The organism is Ligilactobacillus ceti DSM 22408, assembly GCF_000423245.1.
GTDB classification, from domain to species: Bacteria; Bacillota; Bacilli; order Lactobacillales; family Lactobacillaceae; genus Ligilactobacillus; species Ligilactobacillus ceti.
The window spans coordinates 614,574-638,262 of sequence record NZ_KE383993.1 but is presented as its reverse complement, the minus strand read 5'-3'; the positions used below and the strand labels follow the sequence as shown (position 1 = coordinate 638,262).

Sequence of the window (23,689 nt, the reverse complement as noted above, 5' to 3'; positions counted from 1 at the left end):
ATGGAGGAAAAAGATGAACGATATGGAATACTCAGTTGATGTAATGGATTCATTAGGAACAAGAATTAAAGTAATTGGTGTTGGTGGTGCCGGTGGTAATGCAGTTAACCGGATGATTGCTGATGATGTTAAAGGTGTCGAATTTATTGTTGCTAATACAGATATTCAAGCTTTAAATGGATCTAATGCAGAAACAAAAATTCAATTAGGACCTAAATTAACACGCGGTTTAGGTGCTGGTGCTAATCCTGATATCGGTAGTAAAGCAGCTCAAGAAAGCGAAGAAGATTTAACAGCAGCATTACAAGGTGCTGATATGATTTTCGTTACAGCTGGTATGGGTGGCGGAACAGGGACAGGTGCTGCACCTGTTATTGCTCGAATTGCTAAAGAACAAGGTGCTTTAACAGTTGGTGTCGTAACACGCCCATTTAGTTTTGAAGGACCAAAACGTTCAATGTTTGCTGCAGAAGGTATTGCACAATTAAAAGAACATGTTGATACATTAGTTATTATTGCTAATAACCGTTTATTAGAAGTTGTTGATAAGAAAACACCGATGATGCAAGCTTTCCAAGAAGCTGATAATGTTTTACGTCAAGGTGTGCAAGGTATTTCTGACTTAATTACATCACCTGGTTTTGTGAACTTAGACTTTTCTGACGTAAAAACAGTTATGAAAGATCAAGGTTCAGCTTTAATGGGTATTGGTATGGCAAATGGTGAAAACAGAACAGTTGAAGCTACTAAAAAAGCCATTTCATCTCCATTATTAGAAGTGTCAATTGATGGTGCTGAACAAGTTCTTTTAAATATTACAGGTGGTATGGACTTAACATTATTCGAAGCTCAAGATGCATCTAATATTGTATCTCAGGCAGCGACAAATGATGTGAATATTATTTTTGGTACATCAATTAATGAAGATTTAGATGATTCAGTAATTGTTACTGTTATTGCAACAGGTATTGATAAAAATAAACAAAGTCCTAAAGCATCACGCCCAAGAACAAATGGTCGTATGGGTGGACATGAAGAAGCCCGTGAAGAAAAATCATTAAATAATTGGGATTTACGTCAAGAATTGAATGGTGAACGTCATGTGGAACAACCAAGACGTGATACAGAATTTGAAAATGTTGAAAAAACAGATTTTGATGTATTCCAAGCTGAATCATCAGAACCATCTGACAATGAAGATAGCTTAAATACACCACCATTTTTACGTCATCGTCGTCAATAATTTTTAGATTTTTTAAGGGAGGATAACTTATGTCTTTTAGTGAAAAGATTAATAATTGGTTTGGGAGTTATCCAGAAGAAGATGAGATTTCAAATGAACAACCGCCCGTAAAAACCAATTCTAAGCAGGTGATGTCGTTGGTTAATTCGAAGCAAACAACTCAAATTAACGAAAAAAAGATTATGTTATTTGAACCACGCGTTTTTTCAGATGTTAAGACAATGGCTGGTCGTTTATTAAACGATCAAGCTGTTGTTGTTAATTTTCAACGTATGAGTGAAGAACAAGCTTATCGAGTAGTAGATTTTCTATCAGGGGTGATATTTGCCATTGATGGAGATATGCAACGAATCGGTGAACAAATCTTTTTATGTACACCACATGATTATGTTGTGGAAGGGTCGTTGACAAATGCAACGCGTAGTCAGTTTGAACAAGGAGAATTTTAGTGATATATATTGTTTCACAGTTATTTAGAGCCTACACAATAGCGCTCGTTATTTATGTTTTAATGTCATGGTTTCCAGGAGCCTACCAGACAAAATTAGGAGAATTTTTAGGGAAGATTATCAACCCGTATTTAGACTTGTTTAATTTTATTCCACCCATCGCTAATATTAGTTTCGCACCGCTTGTGGCTATTTTCGCGTTACAATTTATTCAACGAGGATTGATCTATCTGATGGTCTTATTAGGTCTTTATTAACCCTTGGTTGAAGTTTTGACTAAGGAGTGATCATATGAGAAAAGATATTTATCAGCATTTTCGAAAAGAAGAGATTGGTTTTATAGATGAAGTTTTAACTGATATTTATAAAGTAAAACAAGAATATTGTCCAATATTGACTCATTTTTTAGATCCACGACAACAATATATTGTTGAAACGTTAGTAGCTAGTGAAAATGATGTTAAAGTAGCTTTTTCAGGTGGATATATAGAGTCTGAAAGAAAAAGAGCGTTAATTTATCCGGAATATTATACAGTACAAGATGATGATTTTGAGTTAGCTGTTTTACAGATTAAATATCCGCAAAAATTTGCGCAATTGCATCATAGACATGTCTTAGGCACCTTAGTTAATAGTGGATTAGAACGATTTGTTTTAGGTGATATTATAACTGATGGTACGACTTGGCAGTTTGTTGTTGAAAAACAATTGGCAAGTTATTACATTAATCAAGTTCAACAAATTGGTAAGGTTAAAGTTCGAATTGAGTTAAGTAATCAAGCTATTATTAAGCCAGTTGTTGAGTATGAAGAAGCTTTTATTACCGCAAATTCAATGCGTTTGGATACTTTAATTGCTAATGTTTATAATATTTCACGTCAAAGAACAAAAGAGTTAATCAATGCGAAGGTTGTTACTTTAAATTGGATGACTATTGATAAGCTGGATTATGAAGTAGCAGAACATGATATAATTTCTGTGCGTGGATTTGGCAGGATCGCAGTTAAAGAAGTATTAGGCAAAACTAAAAAAGATAAATTTAAAATATTAGTAGCAGTTTTAAATAAAAAAGCAAGATAGTTAAGTGGAGGGGAACTTACAATGGCAATTACACCATTAGATATTCATAATAAAGAATTTGATACAAAGTTACGTGGTTATGATAAAGATCAGGTTAATGAATTTTTAGACAAAATCATGAAAGATTATGAACTTGTTTTAAAAGAAAAAGATCGATTAACAGATGAATTAAATCAACATGAAGAAAAACTTAGATATTTCAACGATTTAAAAGATTCATTAAATCAATCAATTATTGTAGCTCAAGAAGCGGCTGATAAAGTTCGTGCTAACTCACAACGAGAAGCAGAAATTATTAATCGTGAAGCACAAAAACAAGGTCAAGATATTATTGATCAAGCAAATGAAAAAGCACGTAGCATTATCGACGAAGCTTCTGATAAAGCAAAACGTCTTGCATTTGAAACTGATGATTTGAAGAAACAAGCACGTATCTTCCGTCAAAAATTACAAGTTATGCTTGATTCACAATTAGAAGTTGTTAAAGGTAGTGAATGGGATGAAATCTTGCAACGTGGAGAAACAACAAGTTATGAAGCTATCCAAGATGTAATTCGCAACGATGAGACCCTTGACAAAGAAATGGCAAAAGAAGTAAAATCAATTCTGAATGAAGTTGCAGAATCACCAGAAGATGAAGAAGAAATGTTGAATGTTGTTGAAGAAACAACAGAAACAGTTGTTATCTTCCCTGATGATGCAGAATAAAAATAATAAATTTAAAATTTAAAGGACACGAATGTGTTAGATATACTTAGCGAGTCGGTGAATGGTGGAAGTCCGATGTATCCCTCTAGCAACATTTATCACCTTTTTTAATTAATAACTGAACTTAGAGTAAGTTATTCCGGCTCATAACCGTTAACAAATGCAATAAGATAAAATCAGTTATGATTTTTAAATTGGGTGGTACCACGGAAAATCTCGTCCCTTGTTGGAACGGGATTTTTTTATTTTTTAAAAGAAAAGGAAGCGAAAAATTAATGAGAATTAAAGAAACATTAAACTTAGGTAAAACAAAATTCCCAATGCGCGGAAATTTACCAGTTAAAGAAGCAGAACGTCAAGCGATCTGGGAAGAAAATAAAATTTATGAAAAACGTCAAAAATTAAACGAAGGCAAACCAACTTTCGTTTTACATGATGGACCTCCATATGCAAACGGTAATATTCATATGGGACATGCTATGAATAAAATCTCTAAAGATATTATTGTTCGTGCTAAATCTATGATGGGATTTCGTGCACCATTTGTCCCAGGTTGGGATACACACGGTTTACCAATTGAACAACAATTGAAAAAAGCTGGTGTGAATCGTAAAACAATGACAGTTAACGAATTTAGAGAAAAATGTCATGAATATGCATTAGAACAAGTTGCTAAACAAAAAGCTGACTTTAAACGTTTAGGAATTGCAGCTGAATGGGATAATCCATATTTAACATTACAACCAGAATTCGAAGCACAACAAATTCGTGTCTTTGGTAAAATGGCTGAAAAAGGTTTAATTTATAAAGGTAAAAAACCTGTCTTTTGGTCATGGTCATCAGAATCAGCTTTAGCAGAAGCCGAAGTTGAATATCATGATGTAACATCACCATCCGCATTTTATGCTGAAAAAGTTATTGATGGTAAAGGTGTTTTAGATGACAACACTTATTTAGTTGTTTGGACAACAACACCATGGACAATTCCTGCATCAGAAGGGGTAACAATTGATGCTAAATTTGACTATGCAGTGGTCTCACCGGCTAATGATGAACGTAAATTCGTTATTGCTAATGATTTAGTTAATAAATGTGCTGAATTATTTGGCTGGGAAGAATTTACAGTGGTTAAGACAGTTAAAGGTCAAGAACTTGAAAATGTTTTAGCGCAACACCCATTCTATCCAGAACGTGAATTAGTGACAATGTTAGGTGATTTCGTTACAACAGAAACAGGTACTGGTTTAGTCCATACAGCACCTGGGTTTGGTGAAGATGATTACCGTATTGGTAAACAATATGGTTTAGATATTTATGTGCCAGTGGATGATAAAGGTTATTTAACAGCTGACACAGGTGAAGATTTTGCAGGTGTCTTTTATGAAGATGCAAATGATATTGCACTTGATAAATTACAAAAAGCAGGTCTTTTATTAAAACAAAGTGATTATGAACATAGCTATCCATTTGATTGGAGAACTAAAAAACCAATTATTTTCCGTGCAACACCACAATGGTTTGCATCTGTTGATAAAATCCGTCAAAACATTTTAGATTCTATTGATGATGTGAACTTTTTACCTGAATGGGGACAAAAACGTCTTTATAACATGATTCGTGATCGTGGCGATTGGGTAATTTCTCGTCAACGTGTTTGGGGTGTTCCTTTACCAATTTTCTACGCTGAAGATGGTGAAGCAATTATGACTAAAGAAACAATTGATCATGTTGCTGATTTAGTTGCAGAACATGGTTCAAATGTTTGGTTTGAACGTGATGCCAAAGATTTATTACCAGAAGGCTTTACAAGCGAACATTCACCAAATGGTATTTTCAAAAAAGAAACTGATATTATGGATGTTTGGTTTGATTCTGGATCATCTCACCAAGGTGTTTGCGCACAACGTGATTATTTAACATATCCAGCTGATTTATATCTAGAAGGATCAGATCAATATCGTGGTTGGTTTAACTCTAGTTTAATTACAAGTGTGGCTGTTTCTGGACATGCTCCATACAAACAAATTGTTTCTCAAGGATTTACATTAGATGGTAAAGGCCGTAAAATGAGTAAATCTTTAGGTAATACAATTGTACCTGAAAAAGTTATTAAGCAAATGGGTGCTGAAATTATTCGTCTTTGGGTTTTAAGTGTCGATACTTCAGCTGATGTCCGTGTATCTATGGATAGTTTCCAACAAATTTCAGAATCATATCGAAAAGTACGTAACACATTACGTTTCTTATTAGCTAATACAACTGATTTTGATCCAGCAAGTGATACAGTTGCATATAAGAACATGGAATCAATTGATCAATATATGACAGTTAAAATTAATCAATTTACAAAAGATATCTTAGATGCATATGCAACATATTCATTTATGGATATTTACAAAGAATTAATTAACTTTATCACAACTGATTTATCAGCATTTTACTTAGATGTAGCTAAAGATGTTGTTTATATTGAAGCTGCTGATAGTAACAAACGTCGTTCTATGCAAACTGTTTTATATGATGTTTTAGTTCGAATTACAAAATTATTAACACCAGTTATGCCACATACAACTGAAGAAGTTTGGGCATATTTGAAAGAAAATGAAGAATTTGCACAATTAGCAGAAATGCCAGAAGTGAAACATTTTGATGGCGAAATCAAATTAGTAGAAGATTGGCAAACATTCTTACAAGTTCGTTCTGATGTTTATAAAGCTTTAGAAGAAGCTCGTAATGAAAAATTAATTGGAAAATCATTTGAAGCTGAAGTTGATTTGTATGTTTCTGAAGAATTAGCAGCTACATTAGATGCTTTAAATGCTGATTTACGCCAAGCAATGATTGTATCTGTCTTGAATGTAATGCCATTAGCTGATGCACCAGCTGAAGCAATGAAATTTAATCAAGATGCTGTTGTTGTTAAACATGCTAAAGGTGAAGTATGTCCACGTTGTCGCATGGTTAGTGAAACAGTTGGTCAAGATGCAAACTTCCCAACACTTTGTCATAAATGTGCTGAATTAGTTAAAGAAAATTATCCAGAAGCATTAACTGAAGGATTAGAAAAATAATAATTAATTACTAGAAAACATCCAATTTTTTTGGGTGTTTTTTAGCGTTTTTAGTATAATTTTGATAAGATGGAATCAATAGAATAAAAAAATTAAAAATGGTTTAGTAATGGATAATTATCACTAAAAAGATTTATTCTAAAAGAAAGCTGTTAAACAGAGGTGAAATCCATGGAATTTGAAGAAAAAGTGGAAAAAATTGAAGAGATTTATCAAGGAGCTATTTTAGATGTAGCTAAAGAAACTGTTCGTTTACCAGATGGTCAAACTGCATACCGTGAAATTATCCATCATAGTGGAGCGGTAGGTGTTTTAGCTATTACACCAGAAGATAAAATTGTACTTGTCAGACAATGGCGTTCACCATTACGGAAGACTACGCTGGAGATTCCGGCTGGAAAAATTGATCCCGGAGAAGAGTTGACACCGTTAGCAACAGTTAAACGGGAATTAAATGAAGAAGTCCGTTATCAAGCAGGGAATATTCAAGAAGTAAATAGTTACTATAACTCTGTTGGTTATTCAGATGAAATTATGTATTTTTACTATGCAACTGATTTAAAACCGGTTGAAGAACCTTTACCACGTGATGATGGTGAATTTATTGAAGTAGTGGAGTTAACATTTGAACAAGCTCAAGCTGAACTGAAAAAAGGCACAGAAATTTGTGATAGCAAAACAATTATGGCTTTATGGTATTGGGAGTTACTACGTAAATAGGTGATTATATGAAAATAAGCCCAGAAGAATTAAAAACAGATGTAATAGATGATCAACAGATCGTGAGTGAAGAAACATCAGTCACTAGCAATGATTCCTTAGATAATCAGCAGGTAATTAATGCTAGTCCAACACAAGAAGAAACAGAAGATATACAGCCATTACAAAGAAAAGCTTATCGGAAACAGAATTTAGTCGAACAAGAACGTATCAAAACTAAAAAATTAGCTAAACGATTGAATTGGACAATATTTGGTTTAATCGTAGCGATTATTTTAGTATATTTATTTATGCGATTTATTAATTTTTAAAAGTAGGTGGAAAAATGAAATACGGTATTTTATGTGCGATGGCAGAAGAATTAAAAGAATTGTCAGTCGCTATGACAGATGTTCAAGAAATAAAAATAGCAGATTTTACATTTTATCAAGGGTTGATTAATAATCATGAAGTTGTGATTGTCCAATCTGGAATTGGTAAAGTCCAAGCTGCAATTGTAACAACTTTATTAATTGCTAATTTTAAAATTGATTATATGATCAATTCAGGTTCAGCAGGGGGAATCGGAGCTGGCTTACAAGTTGGGGATGTTGTCATCTCAACAGGGACAGCTTATCATGATGCTGATGTGACAGCCTTTGGTTATTTACCAGGACAATTACCACAACAACCACAAATTTTTGTCTCTGATCGAGTGTTAGGTGAAAATATTAAATTAGCAGCTGAAAATACAGGTTTAAACGTTAAATTAGGCTTAATTGTTTCTGGTGATCAATTTATTGCTGACGAAGCTAAAATTGCGGAAATTAAAGCGATTTATCCAGAAGTGTTATGTTGTGAAATGGAAGGGGCTGCAGTAGGGCAAGTAGCCCAACAATTTAAAGTACCGTATGTTGTTGTTAGAGCAATGTCTGATGTAGCAGATGGACAAGCAGATCAATCATTTGATGAATTTATTATTGAAGCAGGTAAACGCTCTGCGCAAATGATTTTGAATTTATTAAAATAAACCTAAAAGGAGTCGGATATGAGAAGAATTTATTTAGATAATGCTGCCACAACTCCAATGGCTCCAGAAGTTATTGCTGTGATGACAGAAACAATGCACAATATTTATGGTAATCCTTCAAGCGTGAATCAATTTGGTCGTGAAGCTAAAGCGAATTTAGATGCAAGTCGCAAGTTAATTGCAAATTCGATTAATGCTAAAAGATCAGATGAAATTGTTTTTACAAGTGGCGGTAGTGAAAGTGATAATACAGCATTGATTCAAACGGCATTTTTACGCCAAAATGAAGGTCGGCATATTATTACAACAGCTATTGAGCATGAAGCAATTTTAAAACCGTTAGCTTATTTAGAAGAACAAGGTTTCACGGTCACTTATTTACCTGTTAATGAACAAGGCGTAATATCATTATCTGATTTAAAGGATGCTATTACTCCAGAAACTATATTAGTTTCCATTATGACTGGAAATAACGAGGTTGGCAGTATTATGCCAATTCATGAAATTGGTGAAATAGTTGCTCCAACGAATGCTTGGTTTCATACAGATGCTGTTCAAGCTTATGGAACTTTGGATTTAGATGTTCAACGTGATAAAATTGATTTGTTATCAACGTCAGCACATAAATTAAATGGACCTAAATTTTTAGGCTTTTTATATCAACGTCAAGGATTAAATTTACCAGCTTTTATTAAAGGTGGAGATCAAGAACTGAAAAGACGAGCAGGGACGGAAAACGTTCCAGCAATTGCAGGATTTGCTAAAGCAGTTCAATTAATTAGTGATGATTATAAGCAAACGCAAACAGCGAAATATTTAGCTTTTAAACAGCAATTAATTGCAGGATTAAAAGCAAATGATATTGAGTTTATGATTAATGGTGATCAAATTGAAAAGAGCTTACCACATGTGATTAATATTTGGTTTAAAGATCAGTTAAGTGATCGCTTGTTAGTTAATCTAGATTTACAAGGCCTTTCGGTATCAGCAGGATCAGCATGTACTGCAGGCAATATGCAAGATTCGCATGTTTTAGTAGCTATGTATCCAAAACAACAAAAGCGGATTCGTGAATCACTACGATTTAGTTTTGGGCGTTATAATACTAGTGAAGATATTGATGATTTAATTAAAGCGTTAGTAAAAACAATAAAAAAATAAAAGGGTGGTTTTAGCATGGCATATACAAATTCAGTTCAATTAAAAGGTGATGATGTAACTTATAAATTATCACCAAACATCAAAAAATATTCATTAAGAGATACAGGATTCCAAGAATCTAAAAATGGACGCTTTCAATTAGAACGATCACTTGATCCTAGTTCACCACATAATAATAGTTTCTTGTTAAAAATTACAGTTAAAGCAGATTTGCAAAATTTTAAAATGGCTACAACAACTGAAAATGGTTTACAAGAAGTTAATATTTTTAAACATAAAAATGCTGATGTTTATACTGAACAATTGAATTATATTTTAAAAGACTTGATTGAACGCGATGTTTTAGTAAAAGGTTAATCTATCAAACAAATTGCAATGTGCAAATAGTATATATTGTAATATACAATGTTTATCAGTAAAAAGTTAGAGTGAGAGAAATCTTACGCTAACTTTTTTATTGTTTTTGAAAAACAAATTAGTAATGCTAAGAATACCTTGTCAAAGTGTGATAGCATGATATAATTTTTATTACTGAATAAAAACGACCTTCAAATCGTCTAAGATTCAGAATCTTTAAGAAATGATGGTGAACTAATGGAAGATAAAAGTAAAATTCGGGTTGTTGTTGGGATGAGTGGTGGAGTTGACTCTTCTGTTACTGCATACTTATTAAAACAACAAGGTTACGATGTTGTCGGAGTATTTATGAAAAATTGGGACGACCAAAATGATAGTGGTGTTTGTACCGCAACAGAAGATTATGAAGATGTTGCAGCTGTAGCTAATCAAATTGGAATTCCATACTATTCTGTGAATTTTGAAGAAGAATATTGGGATCGTGTTTTCTCATATTTTCTGGATGAATATCGTAATGGACGAACACCTAATCCGGATGTAATGTGTAATAAAGAAGTTAAATTTAAAGCGTTTTTAGATTATGCCATGCAATTAGATGCAGATTATATTGCAATGGGGCATTATGCACGTGTGAAACGTGATGACAACGGAATTGTTCATATGTTACGTGGTGTTGATAATAATAAAGATCAAACATATTTTTTAAGTCAATTATCACAAGAACAACTTCAAAAAACAATGTTTCCAATTGGTGAAATTCCTAAACCAGAAGTTCGTAAAATTGCAGAAGAAGCTGGTTTAGCTACTGCTAAGAAAAAGGATTCAACAGGTGTTTGTTTTATTGGTGAACGTAATTTCAATAAATTCTTAGGTGAATTTTTACCAGCTCAACCAGGTAAAATGAAAACTTTAGAAGGTAAAGAAATGGGCGAACACTTTGGTTTAATGAACTATACTATTGGACAAAGAAGAGGCTTAGGTATTGGTGGTAGTAGCGAGAGTAACGAACCTTGGTTTGTAGTTGGAAAAGATTTATCCACTAATACACTATATGTAGGTCAAGGATATCATCATGATCATTTATATGCTGATCAATTAGATGCATCTCGACTTAGTTTTATTGCTCCAATTGAAGCACGTGGACAAGAATTTCATTGCACAGCTAAATTCCGTTATCGGCAACAAGATTCCGGTGTAACAGTTCGATTTAATGAAGCGCGTGATCAAGTAGAAGTTATTTTTGATGAACCAGTTCGCGCTATTACACCAGGTCAAGAAGTAGTCTTTTATGATGGAGAAGAATGCTTAGGTAGTGGCACAATTGATCATGCTTATAAAGTGATTGCTGGCGAAAAACAATTATTACAATACGTATAAAACTTTTAACCTCAGACTGTAATGGTTTGAGGTTTTTTATTTTTTAGTCTAGGTGATTTTATAAGTAAAGCTAGTAGATTAGTGTATAATTGAACACAAGAAGAACTAGTGAGAAGAGGTGAAATAATGTATTGTCCATTACAAGTTAATAGTAGTTATAGTTTGTTAAATAGTACATTAGATTTAAAAGCATATTTACAAACAGCGCAACAATTAGGTTATCAAAGTTTAGCTTTAACAGATACTAATGTGATGTATGGCGCTTTAGAATTTTATAAATTATGTCAACAACATCAAATTAAACCGATTGTTGGAATTACGTTAGAAATGACAAGTGAACGAGCAGTTGGAAAATATCCGAATGATTTGCTTTTATTAGCTAAAAACGAAAAAGGTTATCATTCGTTAATGAAAATTTCGACTATGAAGTTAGCACATAATATTAATCAACCAGCTGAACATGATTTACGGTTAAGTGAAATTGCCCCGTATTTAGAAGATGTGATCGCAATTATACCAACGCAAAATAGTTATGTTCGAGCAGCTTTAGCTCAACAAGATGACCAAGCAGCTAGCTTATGGTTAATGAAATTTAAAGAAGTCTTAGGTGATAATTTATATTTAGGTGTTTCGTTAGATATGCCTTTAGTCTTAAAAGATTCTTTACTGACGTTAGCGAAACAAGTTGGTATTAAAGCGGTTGTGAGTGAGCAAGTACAATATTTATATCAAGATGATCATTTTGAAGTTGAAGTTTTACGAGCTATTCGTCAAAGCGAAAAATTAACAACGACGCAAATGAGTCAACAAATTAAAGGGCAACATTATTTGCGGCCTAAACAAGAATATGTGAGTGCTTATCAACAGCGAGGGGATCAATTACTTTTAGAGCAAACTGAAGATTTAATAGCACAAATTAATTTGGAATTGAATCATAATGAAGTCCATATGCCTCATTTTAAAGTTCCCGAATCATTAGATGCAGCGAGTTATTTGAAAAAATTATGTCAGCAAGGTTTAGAACAAATTTTTATTAAGCAGCAAATTAAACCGGCAGACCAAGCTCGATATCAAGAACGTTTAAATTATGAATTAAAAGTTATTCATGAGATGGGGTATGATGATTATTTTTTAATTGTTTGGGATGTTACAGATTATGCACATCGGACTGGGGTTTTAATAGGTCCAGGACGGGGGTCGGCGGCAGGATCTTTAGTAGCGTATACACTAGCTATTACTGATGTTGATCCACTGCAATATAATTTACTATTTGAACGATTTTTAAATCCTGAAAGAAGTAAAATGCCGGATATTGATTTAGATATACCAGATGAAAAAAGAGATTTAATTATTAAGTATGTCCATGAAAAATATGGCCATGAAAAGATGGCTCAAATCATTACTTTTGGAACATTAGCTATGAAACAAGCAATCCGTGATGTGGCGCGGGTTATGGGTGCGAGTTCTTTTGAGTTAAAAGAATGGAGTAAAGCTTTATCGAATGGTGCCAAAACATTACAAGCCACATATAAGATTTCCCAACGTTTACGTAATTTAGTAGCTGATAGTCAAAAAAATGAATTGATTTATAAAACAGCTTTAAAATTAGAAGGGTTACCAAGACATTATTCTAAACATGCAGCCGGAGTTATTTTTAGTGATCATCCATTAGATAACTATGTACCGTTACAAATCGGTAACGATGGAATTTTATTATCGCAATATGATAAAGATGAAGTTGAACAAGTTGGTTTGTTAAAAATGGACTTTTTAGGTTTGCGAAATTTGAGTATTTTAAAAGAAGCTGTTGATTTAGTTGTTAGACAAACAGGAGAAAAAATTAATATCAAACAAATTCCTTTAAATGATAAGGCTACGTTAGAGATGTTTGCCCGAGGGGATACGTTAGGTATTTTTCAGTTTGAATCTAGCGGTATTCGGAATGTTTTAAAACAAGTAAAACCAACTAGTTTTGAAGATGTAGCTGCGGTTAATGCGATTTATCGTCCGGGTCCGATGGAGAATATTCCTGAATTTGTGAAGCGGAAGCATGGAGAAATTCCAATTAGTTATCCAGCGGCTGGCTTGGAAAATATTTTAAAACCAACTTATGGGATTATGGTTTATCAAGAGCAAGTTATGCAAGTTGCCGCTCAAATGGCCGGATTTTCTTTAGGACAAGCTGATTTATTACGGCGAGCGATGAGTGATAAGAAAAAAGAATTTATTACGCAAATGGAGGCTACTTTTATAACGGGTGCTTTGGAAAAAGGATATACCAAAGCAGAGGCGGAAGCTGTGTATCAATATATTAGTCGTTTTGCTAATTATGGTTTTAACCGTTCTCATGCGGTGGCTTATTCGAAAATGGCCTTCCAATTAGCATATTTAAAAACGCACTATCCAGCAGCTTTTTATGTAGCTTTATTAAATTCAGTTCAAGGTAAGCAAGATAAAGTGAAAATGTATTTGACAGATGCGTTAAAACATCACGTTAAAATAAATGGTCCTAAAATTAATCAAAGTTATGCGAGTTATACTGTTCAAGATAAGCAAATTTATTTAGGGTTAAATACAATTAAATTTGTGAGACGCGATTTTGTACGCGATATTTTAGCAGAAAGAAAACATCAAGGTGGATATAAATCTTTAGCTGATTTTTTAAATCGAATTAATGAAAAATATTTAAGTGCTGAATATATTGAACCTTTAATTTATGCAGGTGTTTTTGATGATTTGGAAGATGATCGAAATAAATTATTAGATTTATTACCTAAATTGATTAGCAATATTAATTTAAGTGGATCTAATGTGGAACTATTTAGTTATTTAGCGCCGAAGAAAACAACTGAAAAAAGTGCTTTGAGTGTGAGTGAATTGTTAGCTAAAGAATATTATTATTTAGGTGCTTATCTGACAGGTCATCCAGTTGATAAATATCAAGAAGTAGCAGTAATCCAAAAAACTATTACTTTAAATAGTGGACGTCAACAAAATATCGGGGATAAATTTACTTGTTTAGCTTATATTACGCGGATTAAAGTTATTCGTACGAAAAAAGGTTCTGAAATGGCGTTTGTCACAGTCAGTGATAAAAGTGGTGAAAGTGAAGTTACGATATTCCCACGAACGTATGCCAAAATCAAATCGTGGTTGCAAAAAGAACAGGTTATTTATTTGAGATGTCATTATAATCAACGAGCAGATAATATTTCGTTGATTGCTGATGATGTTAAATTAGCAGATGAGTTAGTTAAACAAGCTTATTATTTACGTTTACCAGTTGAATTTTCAGTAGCAGACAAAGAAAAGCTTCAAAAATTAATCTTAAATTATCAAGGAGAACAACCTGTGATCATTTATGAAGCGGCTACTAAGAAAAAGTACGTACTAAATCAGAAACTTTGGTTGAGAAAAAACGATGAGGTTATGGTAGCGTTAACAAACCTTTTAGGCTCTGACAACGTGGTACTACGTTGATTAGCTGCATTTCAGAAATAGCATTTAAAATACGTAAGAATCCTTAATGTTTTGAATGTTTTACAAGACATTTAGTGATAAAAGTGATATTATTACAATCGGAGAATATAATAACTAGTATAAATTATTACTTGAGGTGAACATATGAAACGCATAGCTGTTTTAACAAGTGGTGGCGATTCATCTGGTATGAATGCAGCTGTTCGAGCTGTATCTCGTGCTGGTATGAGTGCTGGACTAGAAGTATATGGTATTAATTATGGATATAAAGGCTTAGTCGAAGGTGATATTGTTCAATTAGAACCATTAGATTTAGATGGACGCATTGCATCTGGCGGGACATTTTTACATTCTGCTCGTTTCCCAGAATTTGCTGAAGAATCTGTTCAATTAAAAGGTATCGAACAATTAAAGAGACATGGTATTGAAGCGTTAGTTGTTATCGGTGGTGACGGATCATATCATGGTGCATTAAAACTTACAAAACATGGTTTTAACTCTATTGGTATTCCAGGTACAATTGATAATGATATCCCAGGAACTGATTTTACAATTGGTTTTGATACAGCTGTTAATTGCGCAACTGAAGCACTTGACCGTATTAATGATACAGCTCGTTCTCACCAAAGAACTTTCATTGTGGAAGTTATGGGACGTGGGGCTGGTGATATCGCACTTTGGTCAGGAATTGCTTGTGGTGCTGATGCAATTATTATTCCAGAACGTGATTATGATATTCAAGAAATTGCTGATATTATTGTTCGTAATAAAGAACATGGTAAAGAACATTCTTTAATTGTAATTGCAGAAGGTGTTATGTCAGCTGATGACTTTAAACGTCAATTGGATGAACATGGTGATTTTGATAGTCGTGCAATTACGTTAGGTCATATCCAACGTGGTGGTCGTCCAACTGCAAAGGATCGAGTTTTAGCTAGTTTATTCGGAGATTATGCGGTGAAACTTTTATTAGAAGGTAAAGGTGGTTTAGCCATCGGTATTCATAATAATGAGTTAGAAGCGCATGATATTATTGATACTTTAGAAAATCATAAACATCATACAGATGTGGCTTTACAAGATTTAAATAATCGCTTACGTTTCTAGTAAGTAATTTAAAGTAGTTAGTATTATTAAAGAGAGATTTAAATAGTCATTTATTTTCAAAGGAGAGTTTTTAGAAATGAAAAAAACCAAGATTGTAAGTACCCTCGGACCTGCAAGTAATAGTTTAGATACAATTTGCAAATTAATCGAATCAGGTGCTAATGTATTCCGTTTTAACTTCTCACATGGTAACCATGAAGAACAATTAGGCCGGATGCAATTAGTTCGTGAAGCTGAAAAGATTACAGGTAAAGCAGTTGGTATCATGTTAGATACAAAAGGTGCTGAAATCCGGACAACTGTCCAAAAAGAAGGTAAAATTAAGTTTAATATTGGTGATGTTGTACGCATCTCCATGGATGAAACTTTAGAAGGTACTAAAGAAAAGATTGCTGTCACATATCCTGGTCTATATGATGACGTCAAGATTGGTGGACATGTCTTATTTGATGATGGTCTTTTAGATTTTGAAATTTTAGAAAAAGATGAAGCTAATCATGAATTAGTATGTAAAGTTTTAAACGAAGGATTCTTAGGATCACGTAAAGGTGTTAATGCACCAGGCGTCTCAATTAACTTACCTGGTTTAACAGCTAAAGATAAAGAAGATATTCGTTTCGGTTTAGATAACGATATTACATTTATCGCAGCTTCATTTGTTCGTAAAGCAGCTGACGTTTTAGAAATTCATGAACTTTTAGAAGAAAAAGACATGACTCATGTTCAAATTATTCCAAAGATTGAATCTCAAGAAGGTATTGATAACTTTGAAGAAATTATCAAAGTTGCTGATGGTTTAATGGTTGCTCGTGGGGATATGGGTGTGGAAATTCCACCAGAAAATGTTCCTTTAGTTCAAAAATCATTAATTAAGAGATGTAATATTTTAGGTAAACCAGTTATTACAGCAACACAAATGTTAGACTCAATGCAAGAAAACCCACGTCCAACACGTGCGGAAGCATCTGACGTTGCTAATGCTGTTTTTGATGGTACAGATGCAACAATGCTTTCTGGTGAATCAGCAAATGGTGATTACCCAGTTGAAGCAGTTGCTACAATGGCTCGTATTGACGTTAAAGCTGAAAATGTTTTACGTGAACATAAAGAATATTCTTTAGATGGATTTGCTAAAACAGATGTGACAGAAGCGATTGGTCGTGCTGTCTCTGAAACAGCTAACAACTTAAATATTAAGACAATTGTTGCTGCAACAGAATCTGGTTACACAGCTCGTATGATTTCTAAATACCGTCCTGATGCAGATATTTTAGCTGTGACATTTGATGAAAAAACACGTCACGCTTTAACATTAAACTGGGGTGTTTATCCTGTAATTGCAGAAGCTCCTGCATCAACAGATGAAATGTTTGACTTAGCTACAGAAGAAGCTATCAAAGCTGGATTAGCTCAAGAAGGTGACTTGATCTTAATCGTTGCTGGTGTTCCAGTTGGTGAAAAAGGTACAACAAACATCATGAAGATCCAATTGATTGGTACAAAGCTTACAGAAGGCCAAGGTGTTGGTGAAGAAACAGTAGTTGGTAAAACAGTTATTGCCAAAACAGCACAAGAAGCTAATGAAAAAGCATTTGATGGTTGTATTTTAGTAACAGAAACAACAGATAAAACTTATATGCCAGCTATTAACAAAGCTGCTGCATTAGTAGTTGAAAATGGTGGTTTAACATCCCATGCAGCTGTTGTTGGTTTAGCTCAAGGTATTCCAGTAGTTGTTGGCGCTAAGAAAGCAACAACAGTTATGACTGATCAAGAAATGGTGACAGTAGATTCACGTCGTGGTGTTATCTACAAAGGTGTTTCTAAATCATTATAAAATTTAAATGATATAAAATTATAAGCATCTACTTTATTGAAGTAGGTGCTTATTTTTGAATTGAAAATATTTTTAATGTGATGTGTTGACTTCAAGTTTTATATTTGGTAATATATTCATGTTGTAATTGTGCATGTCACAACTGCAACCGCCCGTTTTAAGTTTATAAGAATCTACAAGTAGATCACTAAATTACGGCGAGTCTAAGTTTTAAATACTAAGGAGGTGCACATTAATGTACGCAATTATCAAAACAGGTGGTAAACAACTTAAAGTTGAAGTAGGCCAAGCAATCTATGTTGAAAAATTAGCTGCTAACGCAGGTGATACAGTAACATTTGATGAAGTTGTTTTAGTTGGTGGTGAAAAAACTGTTATCGGTACACCATTAGTTGAAGGCGCAACAGTTACAGGTACAGTTGAAAAACAAGGCCGTGCTAAAAAAGTTGTTACTTTCAAATACAAACCAAAGAAACACTCACATACAAAACAAGGTCATCGTCAACCTTATACAAAAGTTGTTATCGATGCAATTAACGCATAATTTCTTGAGAGTAGGTAAATAACATGATACAAGCAAGATTGTTTCATGAAGGAGATTTGTTAGCTGGGTATGAATTATCCGGACATGCAGATCCTAATGCCGTTGAGGGTCAAGATATTATTTGTGCCGCAACTTCTGTATTAGCTATTAATACTTTAAATAGTTTAGAACAACTTTTAAAGTTAATGGTAATTACAGAAGGTGAAGAAGAAAACGATGGTTATCTTTATGTCACTTTAGAAATCAAAGATTTACAGCGGCCAGAAGTGCAATTATTGTTAGCTAGTTTTGAACTAGGTATCAAAGAGATTGCCAAAAATTATCCAGATTATTTAAAAATCGTTAAATGAAAATATTCACCAAGGAGGTGGAATTAATTATGTTAATGAACTTACAATTATTCGCTCATAAAAAGGGTGGTGGTTCCACAACTAACGGTCGTGACTCACGTTCAAAACGTTTAGGTGCTAAAAGTGCTGATGGTCAAACTGTTACAGGTGGTTCAATCCTTTACCGTCAACGTGGTACACGTATCTATCCAGGTGCTAACGTAGGTATGGGTGGCGACAACACATTATTTGCTAAAATTGATGGTGTTGTTCGTTTCGAACGCAAAGGTCGCGATAAAAAACAAGTATCTGTTTATCCTATCGCTGAATAATAAATTCAAAGCTGTGTGAACTTTATTAATAAAGTTCCATGGCTTTTTTTATTGCAAAATAAACAGTGATTATTTAACCATAATTTAGAATTAGCACAACAAAAAGAGCGTTACCTCTCATTTAGGAGTAGGTACGCTCTTTTGTTTGTTAATAAATTGAAATGGTGTACATAGTAGTGAAAGTATCAAATGGAGCTAAGATATTAATACCGTATTTATCGGATAATTGCTGAGTTGTATTAACTGTATCTGTAATTCCCCACCATGGTTCGATACAGACGAATTGTCCAGAGTTAGGATAGTTTGACCAAAGTCCTATAAAACGAGCGTCAGTAGTGGTTAAAGAGACACCATAGGGATGATTTCTTGATTTTAAGCAAATATTAGTTTCATCGGCTTGTAAATCAAAAATTAAAGCATCATTTTTAAAAGTCTCTGGATTTAAATGGATTTTCTTTGCGTTATGCAAGGATTTATTTTCTAAATCGAGTAAACCATTCTTTAAAGGTAAAAAAGTACGGGCTTTAGTAGGTGATAAGCTTAAATAATAATCTGAGCGTTCTTCATCAGCTTTTAAGGGTACTTTAAAAGCTGGATGAGCTCCAATTGCGAATGGAAGTGGAATTGGATTAGGATTGTTAATTTCATAAGTGATTTTTAAATTATTTTCTATGAGCTGATAATGAATTGACAATTTGAAATTATAAGGATATTTTTCTTTAGTTTTTTCAGATGAATAAAGCGTAAAAGTCGCTTTTGTAGCTGATTGATAGGTAATTTCAAATGGGAGATCGCGAGCGAAACCGTGTTGAGACATATTATAACTTTGATCATCGAGATAATAAGTATTATCTTTTAAGCGCCCGACAATAGGGAATAAAACAGGTGCATGACGTCCCCAATATTTAGCATCGCCGGACCAGATATATTCTAAGTTATTGAGTTTATGATAAAAACTGGTTAGTTCAGCACCAAATTCATTAATGGTTACAGAAGCAACATCATTTGTTAAAGTAAGTGACATTTCAAACAACAACCTTTCTCTTTTGAAAATAAATGATTCTGGTTAAATTTTATCACAAAAGTACTAAAATATAGGGGAGATATGTGTTTTCGTAAGCGTGATTTTTGAAAAAGTTTTGAGAAAAAGCTTAAGTATGCAATAATAATTAGGAAGATTTAAATCTAGGAGGATAATGATGAAAAAACGAACAATTGCCCAAGAAAAAGCAGCTGTAATGGTTAATAAATTAATTCAAGCAATTGATAATGATCCTTACAATGTTCAAAATTATTATAATTTAAGCGTGGCGTTAGTTGAGATGAAAAGCTATCCACAAGCTGAAGAATTATTAAAGAAAGCTTTGACAATTTTTAAAAAGCAATCTGAAAAAGATTTATTACATTATGGATTAGGAAATGTTTATTACAGTAGTGAGTTATATGAACAAGCAATTTTAGAATATCAATTAATTCAAGCTGATAAATTAAAATATGATGCGTATTTAATGGTAGCGCAAAGTTATTATGCGAAAGGTGAATATCAACAAGCTTTAGTTTTCGCCTTAACAGCTACTGAATATGAAGGTGACAATACGATTAGTGCTAAATTATTAATGGCGAATATCTTTTTAGCTATGGGAGATTTTCAACAAGCTAAAAACTATTATGATCAAGTTTTAAAAATTGAAACTGATAATTTAGAAGCTAATTTCCAAAGAGGTGTAGTGGCCTTAATTTTAGAAGAAGACGAAGCAGAATATTTTGCCAAAGTGAAAGAATTAGATTCAGAATATTTTGCACAAATGCAACAAAAATTAGTTGAAATTGAACAATTTGTGCAACATTTTGGACCAGATAAATTATAAATTAAAGGAACGATTTAGATGGTAAGTGAAAATGTAGATTTATTTGCAGAAAATAAACAATTAACCTTAGTTGGGGAAGTTAAAAATATCTTTTTCGCCGCCACGGATAGTTTTTATAAAGTTATTCAAGTTAAAATTCACGAATGTGACTTTAATTGGAAAGATGAATATATCATTGTTGTTGGTGATTTAGGCGATATTCAAATTGAATCAATGTATCGTTTTAAAGGTGAATTAGTTACGCATCCGAAATATAATCAACAATTTAAAGTATTTAATTATACAAGAGAGTTACCGTCAACAGCAACGGGGTTAGTAACTTATTTATCAAGTGATAATTTTCCGGGGATAGGGAAGAAATCAGCTGAAAAAATTGTTGATCGTTTAGGTCCAGATGCTATTTCTTTAATTTTAAAAAATGAATATTCAGCTAAAGAATTAGGACTCAGCAAAAAACAATATACAACATTACTACAAGTATTAAATGATGATCAAAGTAATGAACAAATTATTATTAGTTTAAATAATTTAGGACTAACTAGTAAAATGGCGGCTAAAATTTATGCTGAATATGAAGAAAAAACACTCGATATTATTCATGAAGATCCATATCGTTTAGCTTTAGAAATTAAAGGGTTTGGATTTGTGCGGGCTGATCAATTAGCGCAATCATTAGGATTTGCTTTTGATTCTAAAATGCGGTTACGCGCAGGTATTATGCAAGTTATGTTGGAATTAACCAATGAAACAGGGAATACTTATCAAGATTTAAAAGAAGTGTTAGAACAATCTTTAGTTTTATTAGAAAACGGTAGTACTGAAGCCATTGATCCCAATGCAGTAGCTGATCAAATGATTCAATTAGTCCAGGACGAATTATTATTTGCTGAAGAAAAGAAAGTATATTTACGTAAATATTATTATCGTGAAATTGCAATTGCACGTGATTTAAGGAAGTTATTTGATCAAGGGCCACATAATCAGTTTGATGAAAAAGAATTAGAAGCTGAAATTAATAGTTTACAAGATTATTTTTCAGTTACTTATGGTGAGGATCAAATCGAAGCGATTAAAATGGCGTTAACATCATCAGTTTCGTTAATTACAGGTGGTCCAGGTACAGGGAAAACAACAATTATTAATGGGATTGTGAATGCATATGCTAATTTGAAAAAAATTCCTATTGATCCACAAAAGTATGATGATGAAGAATATCCGATTTTATTAGCAGCACCTACTGGGCGAGCTGCTAAACGTATGTCCGAAACAACGGGTTTACCAGCAAGTACATTGCACCGTTTGTTAAAGCTGAATGGGTATGATAATCAAGCTTTTGATGATGGTGAATTTATTAGTGGAAAATTATTAATTGTAGATGAAGCTTCTATGATTGATACAGATTTGATGTATTTATTAATTAAAAATTTACCAGCTGAAATTCAGGTTGTTTTTGTAGGAGATCGAAATCAGTTGCCTTCAGTTGGTCCGGGTCAAGTATTTTCTGATTTATTAATGAGTAAAGTTTTACCACAAAAAGAATTAAATCAAATTTATCGCCAAAGTGAAGATTCAACTATTGTTAAGTTAGCACATGATATTAAAAATGGCGTTATTGCCAGTGATTTACAAAATAAATATGCAGATCGTTCATTTATACCTTGTCATGCAGAACAAATACCAACTTTAATGACTAAAATTATAAAAATTGCTTTACAAAAAGAAGCGCCAATTGATGATATTCAAGTACTAGCACCAATGTATCGTGGATTGGCAGGGATTAATTATTTGAATGAAACTGTTCAAAAATTAGTTAATCCTTATCAAGCTAAAAAACATGTAGAAATTAATAATCAAAACTTCAGTATTGGTGATCGTGTTTTAAATTTAGTGAATACACCTGAAAAAGGTATTTTTAATGGTGATATTGGTAAAGTAGTTGGCTTAGAAATGAGTGCGAAAGATCCAGACACAGTTGTGAATATTATTGTACAATTTGATGAATTAGAAGTTGAGTTTACATTAAAGGAAATGCGGAATCTAACCTTGGCTTATTGTATGACTATTCATAAAGCGCAAGGTAGTGAGTTTCCAATTGTGATTTTACCAATGGTTAGTCAATATTCAAGAATGTTTGCACGGAATTTATTATATACAGCAATTACACGTGCTAAGGAAAAGTTGATTTTGTTAGGAGAACCAGCAGCCTATCAAAAATGTGTAGAAACATTATCGCTGAATCGTCAAACTAGCTTACAAGAACGGATTGAAGTCTTTTTTGAGGATTTGATTAAGGGTGAAAGTTCAAAAAATAGTGTAGCAGAATCCCAATCAAATAAAACAGATGAAAAGCAAGTTGCTTTAATATCTGATCAGCAAGATAAACGTTTAACAGTTGAATTAATTCAACAAGGTAAAATTGATCCATTAATCGGGATGGATAACCTGAAACCATTTGATTTTATGAAAAAAGAAGATGAGGATAAAATTAATGATTTATTTACGTAAAGCACAAAGTGAAGATATACCTAGAATTTTGGAGATTTTAGAAGATGGAAGAACTCTTTTAAAAGATGATGGTAGTCCACAATGGCAAAATGGCGATCCTGGTCTGGCAGAAATTCAAAGGGATATCCAACGCCAAGAATGTTATGTTTTAATGGTAGAACAAGCAATTGCAGGTGTTACAACAATTTTGACTGAACCAGATGAAAATTATCAAAAAATTTATGAGGGTAGTTGGTGTAAAGAAGAACCATATTGTACTTTTCATCGCATTGCCTTAGCTAAAAATTATCGTGGAAAACATTTGTCAGAATATCTTTTTAGTAATTTATTAACTGTGGTGGCTTTAAAAGGGTTTAAGAATGTTCGGATTGATACACATCGGATGAATCAGAGAATGCAAAAAATTGTTTTAAAACAAGGTTTTGAGTATCGGGGAATCATTATGATTTTATCTGATCAAAATGATCCAGAACGTTTAGCTTATGAATTGAATTTATAATAAAAAAGGACTA

The 23,689-nt window shown here is 33.0% G+C and carries 22 protein-coding genes and 1 other annotated feature; of the genes, 21 read left to right on the top strand and 1 reads right to left on the bottom strand.

Annotation, left to right across the window (positions count from 1 at the left end; all coding sequences use genetic code 11):
* Positions 1-22: 22 nt before the first annotated feature.
* The 18 genes from ftsZ (at position 23) to rpmA (ending at position 18,804) form a co-directional block, all read left to right on the top strand.
* Entirely contained in the window at positions 23-1,243 is a 1,221-nt protein-coding gene (ftsZ, locus tag G540_RS0105970; protein WP_027107360.1) for a cell division protein FtsZ, read from the top strand.
* 29 nt (positions 1,244-1,272) lie between these two features.
* Positions 1,273-1,692, top strand: coding sequence for a cell division protein SepF (locus G540_RS0105965; RefSeq protein WP_027107359.1), 420 nt, complete (start codon positions 1,273-1,275; stop codon positions 1,690-1,692).
* A complete protein-coding gene (locus G540_RS0105960) occupies positions 1,692-1,949 on the top strand; it encodes a YggT family protein (RefSeq protein ID WP_027107358.1) in 258 nt (85 codons plus the stop codon). The genes G540_RS0105965 and G540_RS0105960 overlap by 1 nt, the downstream gene beginning before the upstream one ends.
* Before the next feature lie 34 nt (positions 1,950-1,983).
* Positions 1,984-2,772 (top strand): YlmH family RNA-binding protein, encoded by a 789-nt coding sequence (locus tag G540_RS0105955; RefSeq protein WP_027107357.1) that lies wholly within the window; start codon positions 1,984-1,986, stop codon positions 2,770-2,772.
* Between the two features lie 21 nt (positions 2,773-2,793).
* Entirely contained in the window at positions 2,794-3,480 is a 687-nt protein-coding gene (locus G540_RS0105950) for a DivIVA domain-containing protein (protein ID WP_027107356.1), read from the top strand.
* 275 nt (positions 3,481-3,755) lie between these two features.
* Positions 3,756-6,551, top strand: a complete 2,796-nt coding sequence (gene ileS, locus G540_RS0105945; protein WP_027107355.1) for an isoleucine--tRNA ligase — start codon at positions 3,756-3,758, stop codon at positions 6,549-6,551.
* A gap of 171 nt (positions 6,552-6,722) precedes the next feature.
* Positions 6,723-7,271 carry an NUDIX hydrolase gene (locus tag G540_RS0105940; RefSeq protein ID WP_027107354.1) on the top strand — a complete coding sequence of 183 codons (549 nt, stop codon included), beginning with the start codon at positions 6,723-6,725 and terminating at the stop codon, positions 7,269-7,271.
* A gap of 8 nt (positions 7,272-7,279) precedes the next feature.
* The gene (locus G540_RS07155) at positions 7,280-7,582 is read left to right on the top strand and encodes a hypothetical protein (RefSeq protein WP_051188978.1); all 303 of its coding nucleotides are present in this window, start codon (positions 7,280-7,282) and stop codon (positions 7,580-7,582) included.
* A gap of 14 nt (positions 7,583-7,596) precedes the next feature.
* Positions 7,597-8,280, top strand: coding sequence for a 5'-methylthioadenosine/adenosylhomocysteine nucleosidase (locus tag G540_RS0105930; RefSeq protein WP_027107352.1), 684 nt, complete (start codon positions 7,597-7,599; stop codon positions 8,278-8,280).
* Positions 8,281-8,298: 18 nt separating this feature from the next.
* Positions 8,299-9,441, top strand: a complete 1,143-nt coding sequence (locus tag G540_RS0105925) for a cysteine desulfurase family protein (protein ID WP_027107351.1) — start codon at positions 8,299-8,301, stop codon at positions 9,439-9,441.
* 15 nt (positions 9,442-9,456) lie between these two features.
* Complete coding sequence (locus tag G540_RS0105920) at positions 9,457-9,798, top strand: DUF1831 domain-containing protein (RefSeq protein ID WP_027107350.1); 342 nt, start codon at positions 9,457-9,459, stop codon at positions 9,796-9,798.
* 237 nt (positions 9,799-10,035) lie between these two features.
* Positions 10,036-11,175, top strand: a complete 1,140-nt coding sequence (mnmA, locus tag G540_RS0105915) for a tRNA 2-thiouridine(34) synthase MnmA (RefSeq protein WP_027107349.1) — start codon at positions 10,036-10,038, stop codon at positions 11,173-11,175.
* A gap of 126 nt (positions 11,176-11,301) precedes the next feature.
* Positions 11,302-14,655 carry a DNA polymerase III subunit alpha gene (gene dnaE, locus G540_RS0105910; RefSeq protein WP_027107348.1) on the top strand — a complete coding sequence of 1,118 codons (3,354 nt, stop codon included), beginning with the start codon at positions 11,302-11,304 and terminating at the stop codon, positions 14,653-14,655.
* 144 nt (positions 14,656-14,799) lie between these two features.
* Positions 14,800-15,762, top strand: coding sequence for a 6-phosphofructokinase (gene pfkA / locus G540_RS0105905; protein WP_027107347.1), 963 nt, complete (start codon positions 14,800-14,802; stop codon positions 15,760-15,762).
* 76 nt (positions 15,763-15,838) lie between these two features.
* Entirely contained in the window at positions 15,839-17,599 is a 1,761-nt protein-coding gene (gene pyk / locus G540_RS0105900) for a pyruvate kinase (RefSeq protein ID WP_027107346.1), read from the top strand.
* A 136-nt stretch (positions 17,600-17,735) separates the two neighbouring features.
* Positions 17,736-17,814, top strand: a sequence feature (ribosomal protein L21 leader region).
* A gap of 20 nt (positions 17,815-17,834) precedes the next feature.
* A complete protein-coding gene (gene rplU / locus G540_RS0105895; RefSeq protein ID WP_027107345.1) occupies positions 17,835-18,143 on the top strand; it encodes a 50S ribosomal protein L21 in 309 nt (102 codons plus the stop codon).
* A gap of 23 nt (positions 18,144-18,166) precedes the next feature.
* On the top strand, positions 18,167-18,493 hold the full coding sequence (locus G540_RS0105890) for a ribosomal-processing cysteine protease Prp (RefSeq protein WP_027107344.1): 327 nt from the start codon (positions 18,167-18,169) through the stop codon (positions 18,491-18,493).
* A 35-nt stretch (positions 18,494-18,528) separates the two neighbouring features.
* The gene (gene rpmA / locus G540_RS0105885) at positions 18,529-18,804 is read left to right on the top strand and encodes a 50S ribosomal protein L27 (protein ID WP_027107343.1); all 276 of its coding nucleotides are present in this window, start codon (positions 18,529-18,531) and stop codon (positions 18,802-18,804) included.
* 148 nt (positions 18,805-18,952) lie between these two features.
* Here rpmA and G540_RS0105880 read toward each other — a convergent pair whose 3' ends face one another.
* Complete coding sequence (locus G540_RS0105880; protein WP_027107342.1) at positions 18,953-19,828, bottom strand: aldose 1-epimerase family protein; 876 nt, start codon at positions 19,826-19,828, stop codon at positions 18,953-18,955.
* Positions 19,829-20,003: 175 nt separating this feature from the next.
* On the opposite strand from G540_RS0105880, the gene G540_RS0105875 reads away from it, so the two are divergent.
* From G540_RS0105875 to G540_RS0105865, 3 genes are read left to right on the top strand one after another with little or no spacing between them, the layout of a single operon-like run.
* Complete coding sequence (locus G540_RS0105875) at positions 20,004-20,672, top strand: tetratricopeptide repeat protein (protein WP_027107341.1); 669 nt, start codon at positions 20,004-20,006, stop codon at positions 20,670-20,672.
* 18 nt (positions 20,673-20,690) lie between these two features.
* Positions 20,691-23,177: an SF1B family DNA helicase RecD2 gene (gene recD2 / locus G540_RS0105870; RefSeq protein WP_027107340.1), complete on the top strand. Its 2,487-nt coding sequence runs from the start codon at positions 20,691-20,693 to the stop codon at positions 23,175-23,177.
* Positions 23,161-23,676, top strand: a complete 516-nt coding sequence (locus G540_RS0105865) for a GNAT family N-acetyltransferase (RefSeq protein WP_027107339.1) — start codon at positions 23,161-23,163, stop codon at positions 23,674-23,676. The genes recD2 and G540_RS0105865 overlap by 17 nt, the downstream gene beginning before the upstream one ends.
* The last annotated feature ends 13 nt before the right edge of the window (positions 23,677-23,689 follow it).